The organism is Bifidobacterium eulemuris (assembly GCF_014898155.1).
Taxonomy (GTDB): Bacteria; Actinomycetota; Actinomycetes; order Actinomycetales; family Bifidobacteriaceae; genus Bifidobacterium; species Bifidobacterium eulemuris.
This window is the reverse complement of the sequence record NZ_CP062938.1, coordinates 340,726-363,952: the sequence shown is the minus strand read 5'-3', so window position 1 is coordinate 363,952 and position 23,227 is coordinate 340,726. Positions and strand designations below refer to the sequence as shown.

16 protein-coding genes and 1 pseudogene are annotated in these 23,227 nt (G+C 62.9%); 7 read left to right on the top strand and 10 right to left on the bottom strand.

Annotation, left to right across the window (positions count from 1 at the left end; all coding sequences use genetic code 11):
• The first annotated feature begins 139 nt into the window (after positions 1 to 139).
• Complete coding sequence (locus tag BE0216_RS01565; RefSeq protein WP_094636224.1) at positions 140 to 1,096, top strand: zinc-binding dehydrogenase; 957 nt, start codon at positions 140 to 142, stop codon at positions 1,094 to 1,096.
• Here the strand turns inward: BE0216_RS01565 and tpiA are convergent.
• From tpiA to uvrC, 6 genes are all read right to left on the bottom strand, one after another.
• Positions 1,093 to 1,887, bottom strand: coding sequence for a triose-phosphate isomerase (gene tpiA, locus BE0216_RS01560; protein WP_094636225.1), 795 nt, complete (start codon positions 1,885 to 1,887; stop codon positions 1,093 to 1,095). The genes BE0216_RS01565 and tpiA overlap by 4 nt on opposite strands.
• 111 nt (positions 1,888 to 1,998) lie before the next feature.
• Entirely contained in the window at positions 1,999 to 3,204 is a 1,206-nt protein-coding gene (locus tag BE0216_RS01555; RefSeq protein ID WP_094636226.1) for a phosphoglycerate kinase, read from the bottom strand.
• 172 nt (positions 3,205 to 3,376) lie between these two features.
• The gene (gene whiA, locus BE0216_RS01550; protein ID WP_094636227.1) at positions 3,377 to 4,324 is read right to left on the bottom strand and encodes a DNA-binding protein WhiA; all 948 of its coding nucleotides are present in this window, start codon (positions 4,322 to 4,324) and stop codon (positions 3,377 to 3,379) included.
• A 171-nt stretch (positions 4,325 to 4,495) separates the two neighbouring features.
• Positions 4,496 to 5,419, bottom strand: a complete 924-nt coding sequence (gene rapZ, locus BE0216_RS01545; RefSeq protein ID WP_094636228.1) for an RNase adapter RapZ — start codon at positions 5,417 to 5,419, stop codon at positions 4,496 to 4,498.
• The gene (locus BE0216_RS01540; protein WP_094636229.1) at positions 5,416 to 6,378 is read right to left on the bottom strand and encodes a shikimate dehydrogenase family protein; all 963 of its coding nucleotides are present in this window, start codon (positions 6,376 to 6,378) and stop codon (positions 5,416 to 5,418) included. Before BE0216_RS01540 ends, rapZ begins: the two co-directional genes overlap by 4 nt.
• A 168-nt stretch (positions 6,379 to 6,546) precedes the next feature.
• On the bottom strand, positions 6,547 to 8,889 hold the full coding sequence (gene uvrC / locus BE0216_RS01535; protein WP_094636230.1) for an excinuclease ABC subunit UvrC: 2,343 nt from the start codon (positions 8,887 to 8,889) through the stop codon (positions 6,547 to 6,549).
• Between the two features lie 153 nt (positions 8,890 to 9,042).
• Between uvrC and BE0216_RS01530 the strand changes: the two genes are divergently transcribed.
• Positions 9,043 to 10,320 (top strand): O-acetylhomoserine aminocarboxypropyltransferase/cysteine synthase family protein, encoded by a 1,278-nt coding sequence (locus tag BE0216_RS01530; protein WP_072725972.1) that lies wholly within the window; start codon positions 9,043 to 9,045, stop codon positions 10,318 to 10,320.
• 223 nt (positions 10,321 to 10,543) lie between these two features.
• Here the strand turns inward: BE0216_RS01530 and uvrA are convergent, their stop codons facing one another.
• The 3 genes and pseudogenes from uvrA to BE0216_RS01515 form a co-directional block, all read right to left on the bottom strand.
• On the bottom strand, positions 10,544 to 13,534 hold the full coding sequence (uvrA, locus tag BE0216_RS01525; RefSeq protein WP_094636231.1) for an excinuclease ABC subunit UvrA: 2,991 nt from the start codon (positions 13,532 to 13,534) through the stop codon (positions 10,544 to 10,546).
• A 500-nt stretch (positions 13,535 to 14,034) separates the two neighbouring features.
• Positions 14,035 to 14,755 (bottom strand): annotated as a pseudogene (locus BE0216_RS01520) (serine/threonine-protein kinase); the annotation flags it as partial.
• Between the two features lie 53 nt (positions 14,756 to 14,808).
• Positions 14,809 to 15,246, bottom strand: coding sequence for a helix-turn-helix domain-containing protein (locus BE0216_RS01515; RefSeq protein WP_094636233.1), 438 nt, complete (start codon positions 15,244 to 15,246; stop codon positions 14,809 to 14,811).
• 143 nt (positions 15,247 to 15,389) lie between these two features.
• On the opposite strand from BE0216_RS01515, the gene BE0216_RS01510 reads away from it, so the two are divergent.
• From BE0216_RS01510 to BE0216_RS01495, 4 genes are all read left to right on the top strand, one after another.
• Entirely contained in the window at positions 15,390 to 16,169 is a 780-nt protein-coding gene (locus tag BE0216_RS01510) for a hypothetical protein (protein ID WP_094636234.1), read from the top strand.
• 134 nt (positions 16,170 to 16,303) lie between these two features.
• The gene (locus BE0216_RS01505; RefSeq protein WP_094636235.1) at positions 16,304 to 16,930 is read left to right on the top strand and encodes an alpha/beta hydrolase; all 627 of its coding nucleotides are present in this window, start codon (positions 16,304 to 16,306) and stop codon (positions 16,928 to 16,930) included.
• 86 nt (positions 16,931 to 17,016) lie between these two features.
• A complete protein-coding gene (locus tag BE0216_RS01500; protein ID WP_094636236.1) occupies positions 17,017 to 18,369 on the top strand; it encodes an MATE family efflux transporter in 1,353 nt (450 codons plus the stop codon).
• A 196-nt stretch (positions 18,370 to 18,565) separates the two neighbouring features.
• The gene (locus BE0216_RS01495; RefSeq protein ID WP_094636237.1) at positions 18,566 to 20,167 is read left to right on the top strand and encodes an ABC-F family ATP-binding cassette domain-containing protein; all 1,602 of its coding nucleotides are present in this window, start codon (positions 18,566 to 18,568) and stop codon (positions 20,165 to 20,167) included.
• A 153-nt stretch (positions 20,168 to 20,320) separates the two neighbouring features.
• On the opposite strand, the gene BE0216_RS01490 is transcribed toward BE0216_RS01495, so the two are convergent.
• Positions 20,321 to 20,974 carry a GNAT family N-acetyltransferase gene (locus tag BE0216_RS01490; RefSeq protein WP_158217177.1) on the bottom strand — a complete coding sequence of 218 codons (654 nt, stop codon included), beginning with the start codon at positions 20,972 to 20,974 and terminating at the stop codon, positions 20,321 to 20,323.
• Between the two features lie 168 nt (positions 20,975 to 21,142).
• Here BE0216_RS01490 and BE0216_RS01485 point away from each other — a divergent pair, with 168 nt between their 5' ends.
• The gene (locus tag BE0216_RS01485) at positions 21,143 to 23,089 is read left to right on the top strand and encodes a glycerophosphodiester phosphodiesterase family protein (RefSeq protein ID WP_158217178.1); all 1,947 of its coding nucleotides are present in this window, start codon (positions 21,143 to 21,145) and stop codon (positions 23,087 to 23,089) included.
• Positions 23,090 to 23,227: the final 138 nt, after the last annotated feature.

Genomic DNA, 23,227 nt, shown 5'->3' with positions numbered 1-23,227 from the left:
AACTTACGGGTTTTGATGAACCGTACGGGTGGTGGCGACGCCACCGCCCTCCCACGCGAGTGCCGCGTCAAGGACCGCACACGGAACGGATATGGGGCCGAGCGATCGGGCCCGCCATCAACATAAGGAGAGATCGGATATGCGTACTGTGACATTGACCGAGCCGACGCAGGCGAAGGATCTGCGGCTGACGGAGCGTCCCATCCCCCAAGTCAAGCCCGGCTGGGTGCTGGTGAAGGTGCATGCGTTCGGACTGAACCATTCCGAGCAGCTGCTGCGCCTCGAGGAGATCACCGAGCCGTATATCACAAAGCCGATTATCCCCGGCATCGAATGCGTGGGTGAGATCGTGGACTCCTCCGACAGTGGTTTCAAGCTGGGCGAGCATGTGGTGTCGCTGATGGGCGGTATGGGACGCACCTTCGACGGTGGATACGCCGAGTACGCGTTGCTGCCCGAACACCATGTGTTCCGCGCGCCCTCCGATATGCCTTGGGAATCGCTTGCGGCGGTGCCGGAGACCTATTTCACCGCATGGGGGTCGCTGTTCGAATGCCTCGACCTGCGTGCGGCGGACACCCTGCTGGTGCGTGGCGCGACCTGCGCGTTGGGCTATGCCGCCGTGCAGATCGCCAAGGCCTTGGGCTGCCGTGTGATCGCCACCACGCATCGCGAATCGAAGCTGGAGCTGTTGCGCGAATGCGGTGTGGACGAGGCGATCGTCGACGACGGTGTGTTGGAAGGGCATGTGCGCGGGGTGACGAAGGCGTTGGAACTCGTCGGTCCCGCCACGCTCCGCGACACCCTGCGTGCGGTGGAGCGCGGCGGCGTCGTCTGCAACACGGGGATTCTCGGCGGTGTGTACACGTTGGACGGATTCGACCCGATCAAGGGCATTCCCAACGGCGTGTATCTGACCGGCTTCTTCAGCAATTTCCCCGACCAGCGGACGATGGACGCGATTTTCGACTTTCTGCGCGGGCATGATCTGCGTCCATGCCTCGGATGCGTGTATCCGTTCGAAGACATCGGTCGGGCATGGCAGGACAGCGAAGCCGGCCTGGTGAACGGCAAAATCGTGATCCGTGTGGATTAACGGGCGGATTTGGCCGTCAGACGGGCGATTTTCGCCAGCTCATCCACGTCAAGCGAGGCGCCGCCGATCAGGAACCCATCCACATCGGCCTCGCCGATGAGCTGGGCGGCGTTGCCGGAGGTGACCGATCCGCCGTAGAGAATGCGCACGGCGTTGCCGACCTTCGCGCCAAACGAGCCGGTCAGGTCGTCGCGGATGGCTTTGGCGGCCTCCTGCGCGGATTGCGGAGTCGCCACCATGCCGGTGCCGATCGCCCAGACGGGCTCGTAGGCGATGATGAGCTTGGCGGCCTCCTCGTCGCTCAGATCGCGGGTCACGTCGCGCACCTGGCTTACGGCGAAGTCGAGTTCGATGCCCTGCCGGCGTTCCTCGAAGCTTTCGCCGACGCATAGGATCGGAACCATATCCGCGGCGAGCACGGCCCTGACCTGGTCGACGATGTTCGCGTCGTCCTCGGGATGGTACTTGCGGCGTTCCGAATGGCCGACGATCACATAGGAGCATCCCAGACGCGTGAGCATATCGGCTGAGACGTCGCCGGTGAACGCGCCCTGCGTGGTCACCGAAACGGATTGCGCGCCGTAGGTGATGTTGAGCTTTTCGGATTCGACCAGCACCTGCACGCTGCGCAGGGCGGTGAATGCGGGGAACAGCGCCACCTCGCAGCGCTTGTATTCGAATCGGGCGTCACGCAGCAGCCACGCGAGCTTCTGCACGAAATACGTGGCTTCGAGATGGTCGAAATTCATTTTCCAATTGCCGGCCACCAGTGGGATGCGCGTGGACGCCATGGGTTCCTCCTTGGAGTGGCGGATATCTCCGCATAAGTGAAAATGTCATCCGCAGGCGGTGTGAAACGGATCGGCGTTCCACACCGCCTGCGGATGACATCATCGAATCGTTCAGGCGAGCACCGTCAGACCGGGCAGTTCCTTGCCCTCGAGGAACTCGAGGGAGGCGCCGCCACCGGTGGAGATGTGCGAGAAGCCATCCTCCGGGAAGCCGAGGTTGCGCACGGCGGAGGCGGAATCGCCGCCACCGACGATGGTGAACGCGCCGGCCGCGGTCGCGTCGACCAGGCCCTGGGCCACGGCGCGCGTGCCGTCGGCGAACTCGGCGATCTCGAACACGCCCATCGGGCCGTTCCACACGACGGTCTTGGAATCGACGATCTTGTCGTGGAACAGCTTCTGGGAGTCGGGGCCGATATCCAGACCCATCTTGTCGGCCGGGATGGCGTCGGCGGCCACGACCTCGGGAGCGACCGGGGTGTCGCCGGCCGGGAAGCCCGGGTTGACGACGATGTCGGTCGGGAGCACCAGTTCGACGCCGTTGGCCTCGGCGGTGGCGATATAGCCCTTGACCTTGTCGATCTGGTCCTCTTCGAGCAGGGAGGTGCCGACCTCAAGACCCTTGGCCTTGAGGAAGGTGAACACCATACCGCCGCCGATGACGAGGCGGTCGGCCTTGCCGAGCAGGTTCTCGATCACGCCGAGCTTGTCGGAGACCTTGGATCCGCCGAGCACCACGGTGAGCGGACGCTCCGGGTTCACGGTGGCCTTGGACAGGGCGGTGACTTCCTTCTCGACCAGCAGGCCGGCGGCGGCCGGCAGATCGGCGGCCACATCGTAGTTGGAGCCCTGGGCGCGGTGGACCACACCGAAACCGTCGGAAACGAAGGCGTCGCCGAGAGCGGCGATCTTCTTGGCGTAGGCGGAGCGCTCCTCGGCGTCCTTGCTGGTCTCCTCCGGGTTGTAGCGCACGTTCTGCAGCAGCACCACGTCGCCGTCGTTCATCGCGGCGACCTTGGCCTGGGCGTCCTCGCCGTAGGTGTCGGCGGCCAGCGGGACCTCGACGCCGAGCAGCTCGCCGAGGCGGGCGGCCACGGGAGCCAGGCTCAGCTCGGGAACGGCCTGTCCCTTCGGACGGCCGAGGTGGGCCATCAGGATGACCTTCGCACCCTCTTCGCGCAGCGCAGTGATGGTGGGCAGGGCGGCCTTGATGCGGCCGTCGTCGGTGATGGTGGTGCCGTCCAGCGGAACGTTGAAATCCGCACGCACCAGCACGCGCTTGCCCTTGAGATCTCCGAGATCCTTGAGTGTCTTCATGAATATCCTTTCCTTGACCGCGATACGCGGGAAAGTGGCCGATTTTGCCACTTCACAGCATACAACACCTTCTGCCTTTTCACCGTGAGCGCCGGAACGCATGTTCGCTTCGGAACAGCGAAAACCCGGCCGGAATTCCGGCCGGGTTCACGAATGACGTCGGATGGACGTATCAGCCCTTCTGCGCGCGCGCCTTCTCGGTTTTCTCCGCAAGCTGCAGCAGACGGCGGATGCGGCCGGCGATGGCGTCCTTGGTGATCTGGGGGTCGGCGAGCTTGCCGAGCTCCTCGAGGCTCTTGTCCACATGTTCGATGCGCAGCTGGCCGGCCTGGCGCAGATTGTCGGGGATGTTGTCTCCGAGCACTTCGAAGGCGTGCTGCACCTTCTCGCTGGCCTCGGCCGCGGCCTTGGCGCTGCGGCGCATATTCGCGTCGTCGAAGTTGGCGAGCCTGTTGGCCTTGCCGCGCGCCTCTCCATCGGAACGCTTGCCGGTCCACTCGCGGGCCGAACGCGGGGCGCCCATCAGCTTGAGCATGCGTTCGATGGCGTCGGGATCCTTCAATGTGACGCGTTCGGAGCTGCGCAACTGGCGGTGTTTGGCCGAGATGCCGAGACGGCGGGCGGCGCCGCATAACGCCATGGCGGCCTCCTCGGTCGGGCAGACGATCTCCATATAGCTGGCCTTGCCCGGGTCGGACAGCGAACCGCGGGTCAGGAACGCGCCGCGCCAGGCCGCTTTGATCTGGGCGATGCTGCCGTTGACGATATCGGCGGGCAGGCCGTGCACGGGCTGCTTACGGCGGTCCAACAGGCCGGTCTGCAACGCCAGGGCGGCCACGCCGCGGGTGACGAGCACCACGTACTGTTCGATGATGCCGTTGGGGGTCTGGCGGGTGATGTGGTTGACTTCCGCCTCATGGCCGTACACCGTCCTGATGGTGTCGCGCAGCCACTGCGCGGCGTCAGGGGAAGTGAAAGACGCTTGGATCACGTAGGTGTTCTGCACCGGGCGGAGGCCGCCGCCGAAGCGGATCATGGCCGCAGCCTGCGCTTTGATGGCTGCCGGCGAATCGCCCTCAAGGGCGGTCAATTCGCTTTTCACGTCATCCAGAAGTGCCAAGGGGCACACCTCCTATGTTCCCGTTACTCCCAATGCTCCGATGCGGTCCCATTGGGTTTCGCCGACGAAGTCGCCGGCTTTCTGTGATACCTAACCTAGTGGACAACTTACCGCCTCATATGGCCATTTTGGAAACATTCTGTTCGAGATATGGTCATGAGGCGTGCGCCGTCACATATGATGCTTCGCGGACTCCCGTGCGGAAACCGTGACCGACAGGCCGCGCGCGCGGAGCCTGCGCGCCAGTTCCTCGCTCATCGCGACCGAACGGTGCTGTCCGCCCGTGCATCCGATGGCGATGGTGACGAAATGCTTGTCCTCCTGGGCGTATCCCTCCAGCGCCGTGGCGATGGCCTGCTCATAGGCGTCGAGGAAAGCCTCGGCTCCGGGGCTGGAGAGCACGTAGTCGCTGACGGGTTTGTCCATGCCGGTGAGCTCGCGCAGATTCGGCACCCAGAACGGATTCGGCAGAAAACGCACGTCCGCCACGAAATCGGCGTCGGTGGGGGTGCCGTATTTGAATCCGAAGCTGAAGATATGCACGCTCACCGTGGACGGCCCCGACCCGAGCATCGCCTCATAGAGTTTGGTGGACAATTGGTGGATGCTCAACAGCGAGGTGTCGATCATGATGTCGGCGCGTTCCTTGAGGTTGGCGAGCAGCTCGCGTTCCTCTTCGATGCCGTCGATCAGACGGTTGCCATGCTGAAGCGGGTGCGGTCGGCGCACCGACTCGTAGCGCTTGATCAGCACCTCGTCGCTGGCGTCGAGGAAGAGGATGCGGGTTTTGACCCCCAGATCGTCCAGATGACTGAACACTTCGGCCAGATCGTCGAAGTAGGCGCGCGAGCGCACGTCGATCACGGCGGCGAGTTTGTGCACGCCTCCGTCATGCGTGCCCGAGGTGGTCATCATATCGACCAGCGGGATGAGCAGTTTGGGCGGCATATTGTCGACCACGTACCAGCCCATATCCTCGATGCTGTCTGCCGCGCGGGAACGGCCGGCTCCGCTCATGCCGGTGATGAGCAGCACCTCGAACTCGTTGGCGGGCTCCGGTGTGGAGTCCTGCGCGGAAACGTTCCGAATCGTCATAATGCCTCCTCAAGAGCCTGTCTCATGGCGATCTCCAACTGGTCGTCGTCCGTGGTGATGTCCTGCAGACGTTCGTCGGCGTCGCTGGGCGGATCGCCGTCCCAGACGCCGGTCATCAGCAGCACCTGGATCAGCGCCTGGTAGAGCAGCATCTCCTCGCCGCCGATGGCGACTCCTCCCCGCGAGCGCCATGCCGTCATGAGTTTGGTCGGTCGCGGATCGTAGACCACGTCGAGCAGCCGCGCGTCGGCGCGTGGCGCGGCGTGCGATTCGGAGAGCAGGTCGGCCAGCGGGTCGGCGGCCCGGCCGGGGATGGTGTTGATGACGATATCCGCTGTGGCGAATGCGTGCAGCACCGTTTCGATGTCGGTTATGTCGATGGTGCGCAGGGCGTTGCCGTGGCGCAGGAATTTCTCGGCCAGCGGACGCAGGGACGGGTTTTTGTCCGGATTGCGGGCGATGACGGTGATATGGCCGATTTCGGGCATCATCGTGCATGCGGCCACCGCGGAGGAGGCGGTGTTGCCGTTGCCGATCACCACCGCATGCCCTTGTCTTGTGTCCGGGGCGACGATGCCGTATGTGCTGCAGGCGCAGTCGAAGGCGAGCTGGATGCCGATCACGTCGGTGTTGTACAGCTTGATCGTCGGCGAATCCGGTCGAGCGTCGCTCCAGTCGAGCACCGCGGTGTTGGCCACGCCGAGTTCGCGCGCCCATAGGTTGGAGGGCGTGCCGTATGGCTGGATGGTCTGCTTCAACGGCATGGTCAGACTCAGTCCGCGCCATGACGGGTCGAGTGCGGCGAGGAATCCGGCGAGATCGTCCTCTCCCACCTCATGTTTGGTGTATTCCCAATCGTCGAGTCCGAGCGCGCGGTATGCGGCGTTGTGCAGCACCGGCGACAGCGAATGCGCGATCGGCTTGCCCAACACGGCGCAACGGTGGTTGATCGTCGTCATGTCCCTCCTGTCCTATTCCCCCTTATGCTACCGCCACCCGGTCGACGCCGTGGGAACGACGTTGGGGTTGTCGGAATATTGCAACGCTGTAACCACCGGCCCCGTTGCGGCGGCGCGTGGCGCGGTTTTTCCGACGTCCGCCATGCCAGGTGGTTGAATCGTTGTTTTTCACTGGGCGTGAAGGGCGTCGACGATGGACTGCGCCTTCTTGACGCCGATGCCGGGAACCTCGGTGAGCTGTTCGACGCTCGCCTCGCGTATGGCGCGCACGGAGCCGAAATGTTTGAGCAGGTTCTTCTGGTGGGTCTCGCCGATGCCGGGGATCTCGTCGAGCGCGCTGCGAAGCGCTCCCTTGCGTCGGGTCTGACGGTGGTAGGTGATGGCGAAACGATGCGATTCGTCGCGCACGCGCTGCAACAGATACATGCCCTGCGACTGGCGTTTGAGGATGATCGGATACTCGTCGTCCGGCACCCACACCTCTTCAAGCCGCTTGGCCAGACCGCATAGCGCCACGTCGGTGACACCGCAGTCCTCCAAGGCTTTGGCTGCGGCTCGCACCTGCGGATAGCCGCCGTCGACGACCACCAGATTCGGCTTGTAGGCGAATCGGTGGCGTTCCGTGTTCTGCTGGACCACGGTCGTTTCGCTGTCGTCGGCCGCCTTGGCCCGGCGCTCCGCCTCCATGCTTTCGCCGGAGTCGCCGGCGATGTTGCCGTGGCGGAACCGTCGGGTCAGCGTCTCGTACAGGGCGCTCAGATCGTCCACCGCTCCCTGGCCGTCCTTGCCGCGGATCGCGAAACGGCGGTATTCCGACTTCTTCGGCATCGCATCCTCGAACACCACCATCGAAGCCACTTGGAACGCGCCGCCCACCGTGTTGGAGATGTCGTAGCATTCGATGCGCAGCGGGGCTTCGGCCAAGCCCAACGCCTTGGCCACATCGTTCATGGCCTGCGTGCGCGCGCCCATATCGGATATACGGCTCATCTTGCTGCGCTGCAACGCCTGCTTGGCGTTCTCCGCCGCGCGGTCCATCAGCGCGCGCTTGTCGCCGCGTTCGGCGACTCGGATCGTCACCGCGCCCCCGCGCAAACCCGACAGCCACTGTTCGAGCTCCTCGCGTCGGGCGGGCTCCACGGGCACGATCACCTCACGCGGCACGGGCGCGATCGGAGCCAGCAAATCATCCCGTCCCGTCTGCTCCTGACGGGCGTTGCGTGTTTTGGTGGCCTGCGCACGGGCCTGCGCATCCGTGGCGGTGAGCCGTTGTGTGACGCCAAGCGCGTCGCGGCTGGTGGCGATGACCGTGGACGAGGCGGAATCGGCCGCCGGTTCCGTGGACTCCTCCGTCCCCGCATCCTCATCCGCGTCTCCCCCGCCGCCGGCGGATGGCGGACGGTCGGGATCGGTGTAGGTGGTGCCGGTGGCCTCCGCGTACACCTGCATGATGAGATCGGCCATCAGCTCGGCGTCGGCGATATCCTCGACGCGTTCCACACTCCAATTGCGTTCGCCGCGAATCGTGCCGGACCGCACGAAAAACGCGTGCACCGACGCTTCCAGCTCGTCGGAATCCATACCGAACACGTCAGCGTCCACCTGACTGTCGAGCACCACCGCGTTCTGCTCCACCACGGTGGCGAGCATCTGGATCTCGTCGCGCAGTCGGGCGGCCTTCTCGAACTCCAGTTCGGCGCTCGCCTCCTTCATCTCACGCGTCAGCTGCGCGATATACGATCTGCCGAGCCGCCCGGTCATCACGCCGACCAGACGCTCGCATTGGCGGCGATGCTCCTGCGGATCGATCCTGCCCACGCACGGCGCCGAGCATTTGCCGATCGAAGCGAGCAGGCACGGACGACCGGTCAGCTGCGCCTTATGGAACACATTCGTCGAACAGGTGCGCACCGGGAAGGTCTTCAACAGCCTGTCCAACCCATGCCGCAGATCCCACACCTTCGCATACGGTCCGAAATAGCGGGTGTCGCGGCGTTTGCGGCTGCGCGTCACCCACACGCGGGGGATCTCCTCGCCCACGCTGACCGCCAGATACGGGTAGGTCTTATCGTCGCGGAACTGCACGTTGAACCGCGGATCGAACTCCTTGATCCACGTGTACTCCAAGGTGAGCGACTCCAATTCGGTGCCGACCACCGTCCATTCGAGGCTCCGGGCGGTGAGCACCATGGTCTGCGTGCGCGGATGCAGCAGATACAAAGGCTGGAAGTAGTTCGACAGACGATTGCGCAGGTTCTTCGCCTTGCCCACGTAGATCACGCGGCCCTCGCCGTCGCGCCATTTGTAGACGCCCGGCTTGGCGGGAATGTCGGAGGTTTTCGGCCGGAACAGGTCACGGGTGTCCCCCAGCAGCGGCGCGCCGTTCGCGTTCACTCCGGCATGGGGATCGTCGTCCGCGCGGTCGGCGGCCGCCGTGTCGCCGACCGTCACGTCGTCATGCAACGCTTTGGCCGTCTCCCTCCACGTTTCGGGGCCATGTCGTTCGATCATTGCGGATTCCATGAAGCCTATGCTAGCGCCTGCCGTGCGTCCGTTTGCGGATGGCGAATCCCGGCCGCGGCGGATCCGCCTCGACGGGGCTCTTCGGGGTGCTAGAGTATGCATGTTCCACATCTTGATGTCGCAAACGCAAAGGAGCCGTATATGAGCGCGATCGATACCACATGCGTGCAGGGAGGCTATCAGCCGGGCAACGGAGAATCCCGCACTCCCCCGATCATCCAGGCCACGACGTTCAAATACACGTCCAGCGAACAGATGAGCCGCCTGTTCGACCTGTCCGAATCCGGCTACTTCTACACGCGCCTGCAGAACCCCACCAACGACACCGTCGCCGCGAAGATCTGCGAGCTCGAAGGCGGCGCGGCCGCGATGCTCACCAGCTCCGGCCAGGCCGCGAACTTCTTCGCCCTGTTCAACATCTGCAACAACGGCGACCATATCGTCGCCTCCTCCGCGATCTACGGCGGCACCTTCAACCTCATCAACGTGACCATGCGCAAAATGGGCATCGACTGCACCTTCGTGAGCCCCGACTGCACGCCTGAGGAGCTTGAGGCCGCGTTCCGGCCGAACACCAAGGCCGTGTTCGGCGAATCCATCGCCAACCCCGCGCTGATCGTGCTCGACTTCGAGAAGTTCGCCGACGCCGCCCACAAGCACGGCGTGCCGTTCATCGTCGACAACACCTTCCCCACGCCGATCAACTGCCGCCCGTTCGAGTTCGGTGTCGACATCGTCACCCACGCCACCACCAAGTACATGGACGGCCACGGCTCCTGCGTCGGCGGCGCGATCGTCGACTCCGGCAACTTCGACTGGATGGCCCACGCCGACAAGTTCCCCGGGCTCACCACCCCCGATGATTCCTACCACGGCGTGACCTACGCGAAGGACTTCGGCCCGGCCGCCTACATCACCAAGGCCACCGCGCAGCTTATGCGCGATTTCGGCTCCACCCCCGCGCCCGTCAACTCGTGGATCATGGGCATGCATCTGGAATCGCTCGCCCTGCGTATGGCCCGCCACTGCGAGAACGCGCAGAAGGTGGCGGAATTCCTCGCCGCCGACCCGCGCGTCAGCTGGGTGAACTTCCCCGGACTGCCCGGCGACAAGTACCACGCGCTGGCCGAGAAGTACATGCCGAACGGCACCTGCGGCGTCATCTCCTTCGGCGTGCCCGGCGGCCGCGAGAAGGTCTCCGCCTTCCTCGACGGACTGAAGATGGTGTCGATTGCCACGCATGTGGCCGACGCGCGCAGCTGCACCCTCTACCCGGCCGGCACCACGCACCGCCAGCTGAGCGAGGAACAACTCGAGGAGGCCGGCGTCGGCATCGACCTCGTGCGTCTGAGCTGCGGCATCGAAAACGCCGACGACATCATCGCCGACCTCGACCAGGCGCTTGCCGCCATCCAGTGACGGATTCCCGCGCCGCCACCCTGAGCGAAGAATGCAATATGCTCGTCATCCTGAGCGGAGGCCGCTAGGCCGGAGTCGAAGGATCTCACGTCTGCGAAAATGCCGCGAGATCCTTCGACTCCGCTTCGCTCCGCTCAGGATGACGTAAAAATAAAACCTTATGTCAACGAAAATGGCCCCGCCTAAGTTAGGCGGGGCCATTTTCGTTATGCTTGCGAGTCCGTCAGCCGAGCATGGGCTTGAGGAAACGGCCCGTCCAGGAGTCGGCGCAGTCGGCCACCTGTTCGGGCGTGCCTTCGGTGACGATGGTGCCGCCGCCGTCGCCGCCCTCGGGGCCGAGATCGATCAGCCAGTCGGCGGTTTTGATCACGTCGAGGTTGTGTTCGATCACAATCACCGTGTTGCCCTTGTCTGTCAGTCCGTCCAGCACCTTCAAAAGCTTCCTCACATCCTCGAAATGCAGGCCGGTGGTCGGCTCGTCGAGGATGTACACGGTTTTGCCGTCGGAGCGCTTCTGCAGTTCGGTGGCGAGCTTGACGCGCTGCGATTCACCACCCGAAAGCGTGGGCGCGGGCTGTCCGAGACGGATATAGCCGAGGCCGACGTCCACCAAAGTGTCCAGATAGCGCGCGATCGACGGATACGCCTTGAAGAATCCCGCCGCCTCCTCGATGGGCATGTCGAGGATGTCGGAGACGGTTTTGCCGTTGTATTTGACCTCCAAGGTCTCGCGGTTGTAACGCTTGCCGTGGCAGGTCTCGCATTCCACATATACGTCCGGCAGGAAGTTCATCTCGATTTTCAGGGTGCCGTCGCCATGGCAGGCCTCGCACCGTCCGCCTTTGACGTTGAAGCTGAAACGGCCCGGCCCGTAGCCGCGCACCTGTGCCTCGGGCGTTTTGGCGAACAGCGTGCGGATCTTGTCCCACACGCCCGTGTAGGTGGCGGGATTGGAACGCGGCGTGCGGCCGATCGGATTCTGATCGACGTGAATCACCTTGCGCACCTGGTCGACGCCTTCGACGCGCGTGTGTTTGCCCGGCACGATGCGCGCGCCGTTGAGCTTGTCCGCCAGCACCGGGTAGAGGATCGAATTCACCAGTGTGGACTTGCCCGAGCCGGAGACGCCGGTGACCACGGTCATCACGCCGAGCGGGAAGCTCACGGTGAGGTTCTTCAGATTGTTCTCGCGCGCTCCCACCACTTTCAGCGTTTTGGTTTTGCGCACCTTGCGGCGGTGTTCGGGCACGGCGATCTCGCGGCGGCCGGCGATGTAGTCGCCGGTGATCGAACGCGTCGCGTCGGTCAGATGCGCGGCCGGGCCGGAGTAGATGACCTCGCCGCCGTGCTCGCCCGCGCCGGGGCCGATATCCACCAGCCAGTCGGCCTCCTTGATGGTCTCTTCGTCGTGTTCGACGACGATCAGCGTGTTGCCGAGGTCGCGCAGATGGTGCAGCGTTTCGATCAGGCGTTCGTTGTCGCGCTGGTGCAGGCCGATGGACGGCTCGTCGAGCACGTACATCACGCCGACCAGACCGGAACCGATCTGCGTGGCCAATCGGATGCGCTGCGCCTCGCCGCCCGACAATGTGGCGGCCGCGCGCGACAGGGTCAGATAGTCGAGGCCCACGTCGTTGAGGAAGCCCAACCGCGCTTTGATCTCCTTCAGAACCTCCCCCGCGATCTGCGCGGCGGCGCCTTCGAGCTTGAGCTCGTTCACCCATTCCAGCTCGCGCACCACAGGCATGTCGCACACGTCGAAAATCGACTTGCCGTTCACCGTGACGGCCAGCACTTCGGGCTTCAGCCTTCGGCCCTGGCATTCCTGGCACGGCACTTCGCGCATATACGACTCGTAGTACTGCTTCATCGCGTCGGAATCGGTTTCGTCATGCCGGCGCATCAGCGTGCGCACCACGCCCTCGAATCCGGTGGAATATTCGCGCAGACGCCCCCAGCGGTTGCGGTAGGAGACCTTCACCTTGAAGTCGCGTCCGTAGAGCACCGCCTGCCGCGCCTCCTCGGGCAGGTCCTTCCAGGGGGTGCGCATCGAAAAGCCCATCTCGTCGGCGAGGCCTTCGAGCACGTGGCTGTAGTACTGCGAGGTGGTTTTCGTGCTCGACCACGGTTCGATCACGCCGTCGGCCAAGGATTTCTCCGGATCTGCGATGATGAGCTCCGGGTCGATCTCCAGCTTGAATCCCAGGCCGGTGCACACCGGGCATGCGCCGTAGGGCGCGTTGAAGGAGAAGGTGCGTGGCTCGATCTCGTCGAGCTCCAGCTGATGCCCGTTCGGGCAGCTGCGGTGTTCGGAGAACGGCTGGCGGCGTTCGGGCGAATCCTCCGCCTCATCCACGAAATCGGCCACGACCACGCCGTTTGCCAAGCGCAGCGCCGTCTCCACCGAATCGGTCAAACGCTGGCGGATGCCGTCCTTGACGACCAAACGGTCGATCACCACCTCGATGGTGTGCTTCTTCTGCTTGGCGAGCTTGATCTCGTCGGACAGCTGGCGTATCTCGCCGTCGATCAGCGCGCGGGCGTAGCCGTCGGATCGCAGCACCTCAAGCAACTCCACGAACTCGCCCTTGCGGCCCTTGGCCACCGGCGCGAGGATCTGGAACCGCGTGCGCTCCGGCTTGGCGAGCAGGGCGTCGACGATCTGCTGCGGGGTCTGCGCGGTGACCAACTCGCCGCATTCGGGGCAATGCGGCACACCCGTGCGCGCGAACAGCAGACGCAGATAGTCGTACACCTCGGTGATGGTGCCGACGGTCGAACGCGGATTGCGGTTCGTGGTCTTCTGATCGATGGAGACGGCCGGCGACAGACCTTCGATGAAATCCACATCCGGCTTGTCCATCTGACCGAGGAACTGGCGGGCGTATGCGGACAACGATTCGACATAGCGGCGTTGACCCTCGGCGAACAGCGTGTCGAATGCGAGCGAGGACTTGCCCGAGCCGGACAGGCCGGTGAACACGACCATACGGTTGCGCGGCACCGCGAGATCCACGTTTTTGAGATTATGCTCCCGGGCGCCTTGGATCACGACCTTCAAGTCGTTGGGGATATGCGAGATGTCGGCGACCAGCGAGCGCCCGTCGTTCGTTTCGATCAACGGCGCTTTGGTGAGTTCCTTGGCGAGGAAGGAATCGCTGTCGAGCACGCGTTCCGCCGTCGTCGTCAAACCTGTGTTGCTGATGTCTTGCATATCGCCGTTCGCACCCGTGTGCGTTGTCGTCTGAGCTGCCACGTCATCCTCCGCTCGTCAAATAACCGACTTACAGAATACCTCACACCACCCCATCAATCGAACACCTGTTCGAGCGTGTTGCCGTATGTTCGGGTATCACCAAGACTGTGCGTACACCTCGTAGGACGCGTAACGCGGAGGGTTGTGGATGGGGGTGGAGGACGGCGTGCTGCCGCCATCCGTGACCGCGGAATCGGAGTGTTGCGGCGTCGCGTCGGAGCCATTGCCGCCATCGAAATGTTCTGCGGCATAGAAGGAGAACGCGACGGTGGCGACGGTGACGATCACGGATGCGATGAATACCGTCGCAATGGATGTCGCGAATATTCGCAAGACGCTCCAGCGAGGTTTGCCCTTGTCGTGTCGCTGTGTCGCGCTGTGCCGGGAATCGCTGACTTTCGTATGTGTTTCCGCACGAGGATTCCGCCGTCCGAGCGCTTCCAGACGCAGGTCTTCGGCGCTTTGCTGTCGCGCGCTCGGCTCGAAGGCGCACGCTTTCAGGATGACGGCGCGGAGACGGGGCGGCACGATCGATTCGTCGGCGAGCGCTTTTTCATATGCGGCATCGTCGGGATAGACGCCCGTAAGCAGATATCCGAACAAACGTCCGATGGAATACACGTCGGAACGGGCGTCCGTTTGCGCGAAGCCGTACTGCTCCGGGGACGCGAAGCCCCAGGTGCCCAACGCGGTGGTGTCGTGCGTCGCCTGTTCCGTTCTCATGCGGGCGATGCCCAGGTCGATGAGATGCGCGCCGTCGTCGGCGAGGATGATGTTCGACGGCGAGATGTCGCGATGCACGATGCCGTGCGCATGCAGTTCCTGTACGGCTTCGCACACTTGTTCGATGACGTGGGCGGCCTGTTCAGCGGGCATGCGTCCCCGTTCGTTGACGATCTGATCAAGGGTTGACCCCTCGACGTAGTCGTAGACCACCACGAAGCAGTCGGGCAGCTCGTATGTGGCTTGGACTTGCGGCAATCGCGCGCTCCGGCAATCCGCGAGCGCCGACCATACGCGACGTCGGGCAAGCTGTGTTGGGATTTTCTTGCGGACGAAGGGGCCTGTTCCGGCGATGCTGACCAGTTCGGTGACGCCGGCCGCGCCTCTCGCGAGCACGCGTTCGACATGATAGGAGTCATCGATGCTCATCGCATGCATGGTCTGCTTGTCGTCCATGCCTCTCCCTGTTTATCGTCGTTGCGCGCCGTGTCTCGTTTGTTGAGTTCAGCTTACGTCAACAACGGCTTCTCCCCCAGTCTGATCAGTTCGTTGTCCGCCGCGGCGCGGTCGAATCCGTTCTTCACGCACCAGATGAGAATCGCGTCGCGTCGTTGCTTGCACCACAGTTCTGAGGCTCCCGCAAGCCGCAAGAGACGTTGCGTCTCGGTCAGATCACAGTTGAGGCCGAAAGCGAGCATGATTGCGTTGTCTCGTCCGGGGCGGCTTTTGCCAGAGAAGATGTCGTAGACGACGGTGGCGTTGAGTCCCGAGTCTCGTGCCACGTCGGCGCGTTTGAGATCATGCTTTTCCAGCAGTCCATGCAGGTAATCGGTGAGTTGGCGTTCGCCGATATGTTCTTCGTCAAGATACGTTTCGATGCTTGCACTGGAGAGAAGCCGTTCCAGCAGCTCCTCGGTCAGATGCTCTTCCTTCTCGTCTTCGGTCATGTGCTCCAGAGTACAAGACCGCGCGCTCCGGTGAATTCAGTTGGCAACTGAGAGGGGTGATGTTTCGCTGGCGTACTGTGACCGATACGTATAGGCATGAGGGCAGGTCCGTGACATGCTCCATGAGATGGAAGGGCACACCAATGATGATGAAGAAACCCCTCGCGCTGATTCTCGCGGCCGCAATGGCCTTGACTCTGGCGGCATGCGGCAACACCGCGGACTCCAATTCCGATGGCAACGCGTCCGGTTCCTCCGAGAACGCGGCCGAACAGCAGAAGGGGAAGGAGGATGCAAGTGGCACGGCCGGTACGGTGGCGTCTCTTGACGAACTGAACGAGAAAGTCGCGGCCGACGTTGATGGCAGCATCACGTCGATGACTCAGACATACGAGTCTCTGGTCGCCAAAACGAGCACATACGACGACTACGTGAGCAACATCGATTCCGTCGAGGCGTTTTACGATGGTGTGCTGAGCTCGACCGAGGACTTATGCGTTCGTCTTCGCGAATACAGCATCGAATACGCCGAGTTCATTCTGGCCTCCGATGCGTCTAGAGGCGACAAATACGACGATATGGACGAGTTATACGACAATGTGTATGAGGATGCGGGAAGCGCGATTTTCGATGACGTCTACGACGGCGTGCTGAGCGATGCGTTTGACGCTTTCTATAGTGGCGTCGTTTCCGACGGCTACGACCTCGCGAGCTACGGTGAATGGTCGGATATCAGTTCTCAGGAATATGACCGTTGGTCGGATGCTAAGTCGGACGTGTACGATGTGTGGTCCGATTTTCGTTCGGATGTCTACAATCTTTATTCGGATATGAGAAGTGAGATCTTCGCCGAAGATTGGGATCGCGCGGAAGAAAAACTTGAAGACTTCCGCAACGACGTTGAAACCATGAAATCGGCCTGATCCGAGCGAACTTCCATGTAGGGCTCGGATGGGCGGCATCGGAAGGTTCCGGCATGCGTCAGTATCACGCTCATCTTGAAACCCCTGTTTGGGTACTATGGGACGCATTGCGTCGCTCGTTCAAGGAGGCTGGTATGCGACTTCGCTGCGTGCAGAACATCGGGACCGATCATGCCGAAGGCGAGCGCCTGTTCGTCATGTTCCACGGGTTCGGCAATGACGAAAGCGAGATGGTCCGCATCCTCGACGCTATCTATGCCGGCTCGAATCGCGCCCCCAACTACCTGTCGTTCCGGGCCACCTATCCCAGACCGTATATGGGCGGCAACTACTGGTATCCGGACGGATGCGGCGTGGCGGAACGGAGGAGGGAATGCTCGCGCGTGGGCGACGCGGTCGTCTCCATGCTCGACTCGCCCCTGTACCGCGGCATGCGCAAAACCCTCGTCGGATTCTCTCAAGGCGGCTACCTCTCCTACCGTCTTACGGTGGAGCGTCCGGAAGCGTTCGATGAGGCCGTTCTGCTCAGCCCGTCGTTCAAAGGAGAATGTTCGGCGACACCGGATGTTTCGCGCACACGATACGTGCTGGCCTACGGCGGGCTCGACCGCACGATACCCGCCGAGGATCAGCGGACGGCGCGCGAGAAACTCTCCGCCACTCACGGCTTCGTCGACCTGAACTACCCCGATATGGGCCACGCCATCTGCGACCAGGAAATCGCCGACCTACGTGAGTTCCTGAACGTCCGACCGATCTGAACCCGCGTGCCGCCTGACGTGTGGCGCCTTGTTCGGCAGCGGGGCTAGCATGTGGGCCGGAAGCTTGTCGAGGAAGGACCGGTGATATGGACGTTGCGGAATCGAATGGTCTTGCCTCCAAACCCATCGGACGGCTGGTGTGGTCGTTGGCGGTGCCGGCGGTGGTGGCGCAGGCGTGCAACGCGATGTACACCATCGTCGACCGTTTGTTCCTGGCGCGCATCCCCGGCGTGGGCGACCTTGCGATGACCGGCGTGGGCGTATGCTTCCCGATCACGCTGGCGATCTCCGCGTTCGCCATGCTCATCGGCATGGGCGGCGCTCCCCTCGCCTCCATCCAGCTCGGACGGGGCGACAAACGCCAGGCGGAACGGCTGCTCGGCGTCTCCGTCGCGGCGTTGCTGGTCATCGCCATCGTCATCCCCACCATTCTGCAACTGACCAAAGAACCCATCCTGATGGCGTTCGGCGCGAGCGCCGACACCCTGCCCTACGCCGAACGGTTCCTCACCATCTACCTCTCCGGCACGGTCTGCGTGATGGCCGCACTCGGCCTCAACACCTTCATCACCGCGCAAGGCAAGGCGCGTGTGGCCATGGTCTCCACGATGATCGGCGCGCTCAGCTCCATCGCGCTCGACTGGCTGTTCATCATCGAACTCGATATGGGCGTCGAAGGCGCGGCGCTCGCCAATGTGATCGCGCAGACGTTGGCCGCCCTGTGGATCGTGCGATTCCTCGCCTCGCAACGCAGCGCGATCCGTCTGCGCGTGCGCGACATCCGCATCGACCGGCGCATTGTGAACATCCTCGCGCTGGGCGTCTCGCCGTTCATCATGCAGATCACCGAATCGCTGATCCAAGTGGTGTTCAACTCCTCGCTGCAACGCTACGGCGGCGACCATTACGTGGCCGCGATGACCATCATGACCAGCCTCATGCAGCTGATCTTCATCTTCTCGCAAGGCATCCAGCAGGGCGTGCAGCCGATCATCGGATACAACTTCGGCGCGCGCCTGTTCGACCGTGTGCGCCGCACCTACCGTTCCATGATGGTGGTGCAGGTGGCCATCAACTCGACGATGACCCTGCTGTTCGCGCTGTTCCCCGCCGCCTTGGCCTCGCTGTTCACCACAGACGCCACCATCGCAGGCATCGTGACACGCACGCTGCCCTACTACTGTTGCGGCATGGGACTGTTCGGCATCCAGAACATCGTGCAATGCTCCTTCGTGGGCATGGGGCAGGCGAAGCCGTCGCTGTTCCTCGCGATCTTCCGCAAGATCATCCTGCTGGTACCGCTGGCGCTCATCCTGCCCCATGTGGCGGGACTCGGCGTCACGGGCGTGTTCCTGGCCGAGCCGATCAGCGACATCACCTCCGCCATCGTCGCAGGCGTCCTGTTCCACCGACTCATTCCCGCGCTGCTGCAGGAGTGACACGGCGGTTCGGCGACCCGTTCGGATAAGGAAGACGATGAGGGAACCCGCGGAGACGCCAGCATGGGAATCCCATCCTTGACCGCTCGGCATCGGCGAATGCGCGCGATGCTTCCAATCTCGCCCAGCCTGTTCGCTATGATGGACGGTTGGACTTTTCACGCGAAGCAACGAACATGAGAAAGCGGTTATCGGCATGGCTATCGAGGCACAGGGCCTGGAGATTCAGATCGGCGCTCGCACGCTGTTGAACCCGACGGACTTCCACGTCTCCAAAGGCGACAAAATCGGTCTGGTCGGACGCAACGGCGCAGGCAAAACAACCCTGACCCGCGTCATCACCGGCGATATGCTGCCCACCGCCGGCAAAGTGCGCATCTCCGGCAAACTCGGCTATCTGCCGCAGGACACGCATGCCGCCGACCCCGAACAGACCGCGCTCGACCGCATGATGAGCGCGCGCGACATCGCCGCCATCATCAGCCGCATCCGCAAGGCCGAAAAAGAGATGACCGACCCGGATCCGGACGTGATGACCCGCGCCATGAACCGATACGACACGGCCATGCAGGACTTCGACAAGGCCGGCGGATACGCGGCCCAATCCGAAGCGACCGCCATGGCCGCCTCGCTGGGCCTGCCCCAGGACGTCATGTCCCAGCCGCTCGGCACGCTTTCCGGCGGCCAGCGTCGCCGCATCGAACTGGCGCGCATCCTCTTCTCCGACGCGGACACCCTCATTCTCGACGAGCCCACCAACCATCTGGACGCCGACTCCATCGAATGGCTGCGCGGATACCTGAAGAAATACGAGGGCGGATTCCTGGTCATCTCCCACTCCACCGAACTGCTCGACGAAGTGGTGAACAAGGTGTGGCATCTCGATGCGCAGCGCGGCATGATCGACATGTATTCGATCGGATGGAAGGCGTACCTGCACCAGCGGGTCGTCGACGAGGAGCGCCGCCGCCGCGAGCGCGAGGTGGCCGAGAAGAAGGCCGAACGACTGATGAAGCAGGGCATCCGCCTGCACGCGAAGGCCACCAAGGCCGTGGCCGCGCAGAACATGATGCGCCGCGCCGAAAAGCTCCTGAGCGAAACCTCCGAGGCGCAGAAGGCCGAGAAGGTGGCCGACATCCGCTTCCCCGAGCCCGCGCCCTGCGGACGCACGCCCATCATGGCGAAGGACATATCCAAAGCGTACGGATCCAACATCGTGTTCGCCGGCGTGAACCTCGCCATCGACAAGGGCTCGCGCGTGGTCATCCTCGGCTACAACGGCGCGGGCAAAACCACCACCCTGCGGCTGCTCGCCCACTTGGAGGACCCCGACACCGGATCGGTCGACTACGGGCACGGCTGCAAAATCGGCTATTTCGCGCAGGAGCACGACACGCTCGACTTGGACGCGACCGTGTTGGAGAACCTCACCCATGTGGCACCCGAACTCGACGACACGCACGCGCGCTCCATTCTCGGCTCGTTCCTCTTCTCCGGCGACGACGCGATGAAACCCGCCAACGTGCTCTCCGGCGGCGAGAAGACGCGACTCGCCCTGGCCACGCTGGTCACCTCGCGCGCGAACGTGCTGCTGCTCGACGAGCCCACCAACAACCTCGACCCCGCATCGCGCGAGGAGATTCTGAAGGCCATCGCCAAATACGAAGGTGCGATTGTGCTCGTCACCCACGACGAGGGTGCCGTGCAGGCCCTGAACCCCGAACGCGTGCTGCTTATGCCCGACGGGGATGAGGATCTGTGGAACGACTCCTATCTCGAGTTGGTCGCCGAGGAGTAGACGGAGGCTCGACGCACGGATTGTCTTCAATAATCGCCCGTGTGACCCTTTGAGAGGCTTCAAACGAACATAAAATGGCGACATTCCTTGGAATGCCGCCATTTTGGCATGTGAGGCGATGTGACTTTCATGTGCGGAAAGGTCGCACGGCACTCACTTTGCTTGGGGCCCGTGCGAAGTCGTCCCCGAGTAAACAAAAAACGTCGGCGGTTCACTGCCGTAACAGTCGCCAGGCTTGGTCTCCAACGGCAGCGCTCCCCTGCGTTCCAGTCCGCGATGCTCATAGAACGTGTAGTCGCAGGTCGTGTCCGTGAATAAAAAGTACTCGTCGATGCCGTTCGCGGCGAAATACTCCATCACGGCATCGAACATCCGCTTGCCCAGACCATGCCCGCGCGCGGCCGGCGCCAATACGAACAGCACCACCTCCGCATCGAACGGTCCGGCATCACGCAGCAACCGGTCGTCCACGTGGGCGATGCGCGCGAACTCATCAAGCCCGCGACGCCCGGCTGCGTCGGCCAGCAGCGTCAGTGCGGAGCCGACCATACGCACGGTATGGCGCAATTTGCTCACCTGAGTGGTATGCGCGGGAATACTGGCGAGGATGAACCCCACGATCTCGCCATTCAATTCCGCCACCCGCGCGAAGGTGGCGCGCGCCAGACAATGCTCCACATCGATATGCGACAGCGCGGCCCCCACTTTAGGCTCATATTCCGCATACCACATGTCGCCGGTGAGCTGTTCGATCCGCGGCAGATCGTCGCGGCGCATGGCACGAATGATAGGTGTCGATTCAGTCATGCCATCCATCCTGACGGTCGGCTTCGACCTTTGCCCATGCGACCCGACATTCCCTGATTTTTCCCTGAAAATCCCCGTAGCGGCCACTGAACTCGCGTACGGAAAACTCCGCGGCTTGCCACAATGGCCATATCAATGCTTGGCGGAACGATTCGAAGGAGAAATGGCATGGCGGTAGTAACCGCGCGCTGGGCGGATTGGGCGAGCGCGCATCGTTTGGGATATTGGGCGGGGCATGCGCTGGCGTTCGAAATCCTGTACCGGCTGGCGGTGACGTTGGTGCTCACGCCGCCATGCGATCTGATCGTCAACTGGTACGCCGACGCGAGTCTCGTCTCGCCGATGATGGACGATCTCGGCATTCTGCAGGCGTTTCTGACGATTCCGGGCATCATACTGCTTGGAATCCTCGCGGCGATCGCATTGGTCGCCGGCGTGTTCGAAATCACGGTGATGCTCACCTTCGCGCGATGCCTGATGGAAAACTCCCGCCACAACGCCTCCTTTGTGTATCGGTATTCGATCGCGCGGCTGGGAAACCTTCGCCACCCCTCGTCGCTGCTCGCCCTGCCGTACTATGTGTTCCTCGTCCTGCTCATCCATATCGGCTATTCGTCATCGCTGCTGCCCACCTTGGAGTTCCCACGATACGTCATCGATGAAATCGCCGCGACATTGCCCGGGCGGATCGTCGGCGCGACGGCCGTATGCGTGGCGGCGTTTGCATATGTCGCTCTGATATTCGCGCCGGTGTCGATGTCGTGTGAGGAGACCAGTTTCGCCAAAGCCTGCCACGACAGTGTGGGGCGATGGAAGACCCTGGACATGGGGCGACGGTTGCGAATCGTCGGAGCGTTGCTCGCCATCACGCTGTGCGAGATGGCCGCACGTTTGGTGTGGACGACGCCATCGGTGAGCGTACGGGATTTCAATGTGTATCTGCTGCGGTACGTGGTCAGATCGTCGTATTTCCGCGAACAGCTGACGGCCACCACCATACGGTGGTTGGTGGCCTCGGCGGCAGCGTTCGCGTTCGGCTGTCTGCTGGTATCCATGATTCGGTATACGTCTGCCGGCGTTGCGCAGTGGAACGAAAACGCGGCCGATGCCATATCATCTGCCATATCATCTCCGCGACGGTTCGCAGGACGGGCCAGTATGACGGATTCCGGAAGAACCCGTGTCGGCAGGGACACACGGTGGCGCGTCATCATCTCGATAATCGCGATTGCCTCTTTGGCGGTTCCCGTAGTGGCGTATCTGCAGCAGGAGCCGCTGTCGCACGAGCCACTGGCCATCGCCCACCGTGGGGATTCCTCGGCTCCGGAGAACTCCTTGACCGGCATCCAAGCCGCGGGGGCGCGTGGCGCGGACTATGTCGAAATCGACGTGCGGCTCACCGGTGACGGGCAGGTCGTGGTCCTGCATGATAAGACGACCCGACGCTTGGCGAAACACGGCGAGAATCTCGCCGTCGCCGAGCATACGCTGCGGCAATTGCAGGCGGTGCGCCTCACCTCGCGTGGCGAGGATTTCCGCATGCCGACGCTCGACCAGGCCATCATCACGGCGCAGAACATGACCGACGGTCCGGGACTGCTGATCGAACTAAAAACCGCCGGTGGACAGGGACAAGCCGAACGATTGGCCGACGCGGTGATCGAGACGGTCGAACGGCATCATTTCGCGGACCGGGCGATGTTCATGTCGACGAATGCGAACGCCGTGGATCGGCTGCAACAGCAACGGCCGCGCTGGTGGGTGGGCTACTGCGTCTTCGGAGCGTTGGGCAACCTCAACTGGCAGATGGATGTGGACTTCGTGGCGTTGAAGGAAAGCCAGCTCAATACGATGTTGCTCGAACACGCGCGCGATCTGCATATTCCGGTCTACGTATGGACGGTGAACGATGCCGACACCATGCGCCACGACCTGCGCCTGGGAGTCTGCGGTATCATCGCGGACCATGCGTCCATAATCCGCACCATCATCGACGAAAGCCGAGAAGCCGACGACATCCCCCGCAATCAGTCATCCGACATTAACGACGATGAATCATTATGGTGGCTTTACGACGAAATCGTCCCCCGGCCTCGCTCCTCCATCTCTGCTTGACCCGGGCATCAAGTCGGATGCTGCCGTCGGACGATAAGATGCGCCTATAGTCGGTGAATGAACGGCGTCTGGCATGCCGATGATGGTGGTCTATTATTTCAGATTGGCGAAGAGTTCCGGCTCGTACCTGTGCATATC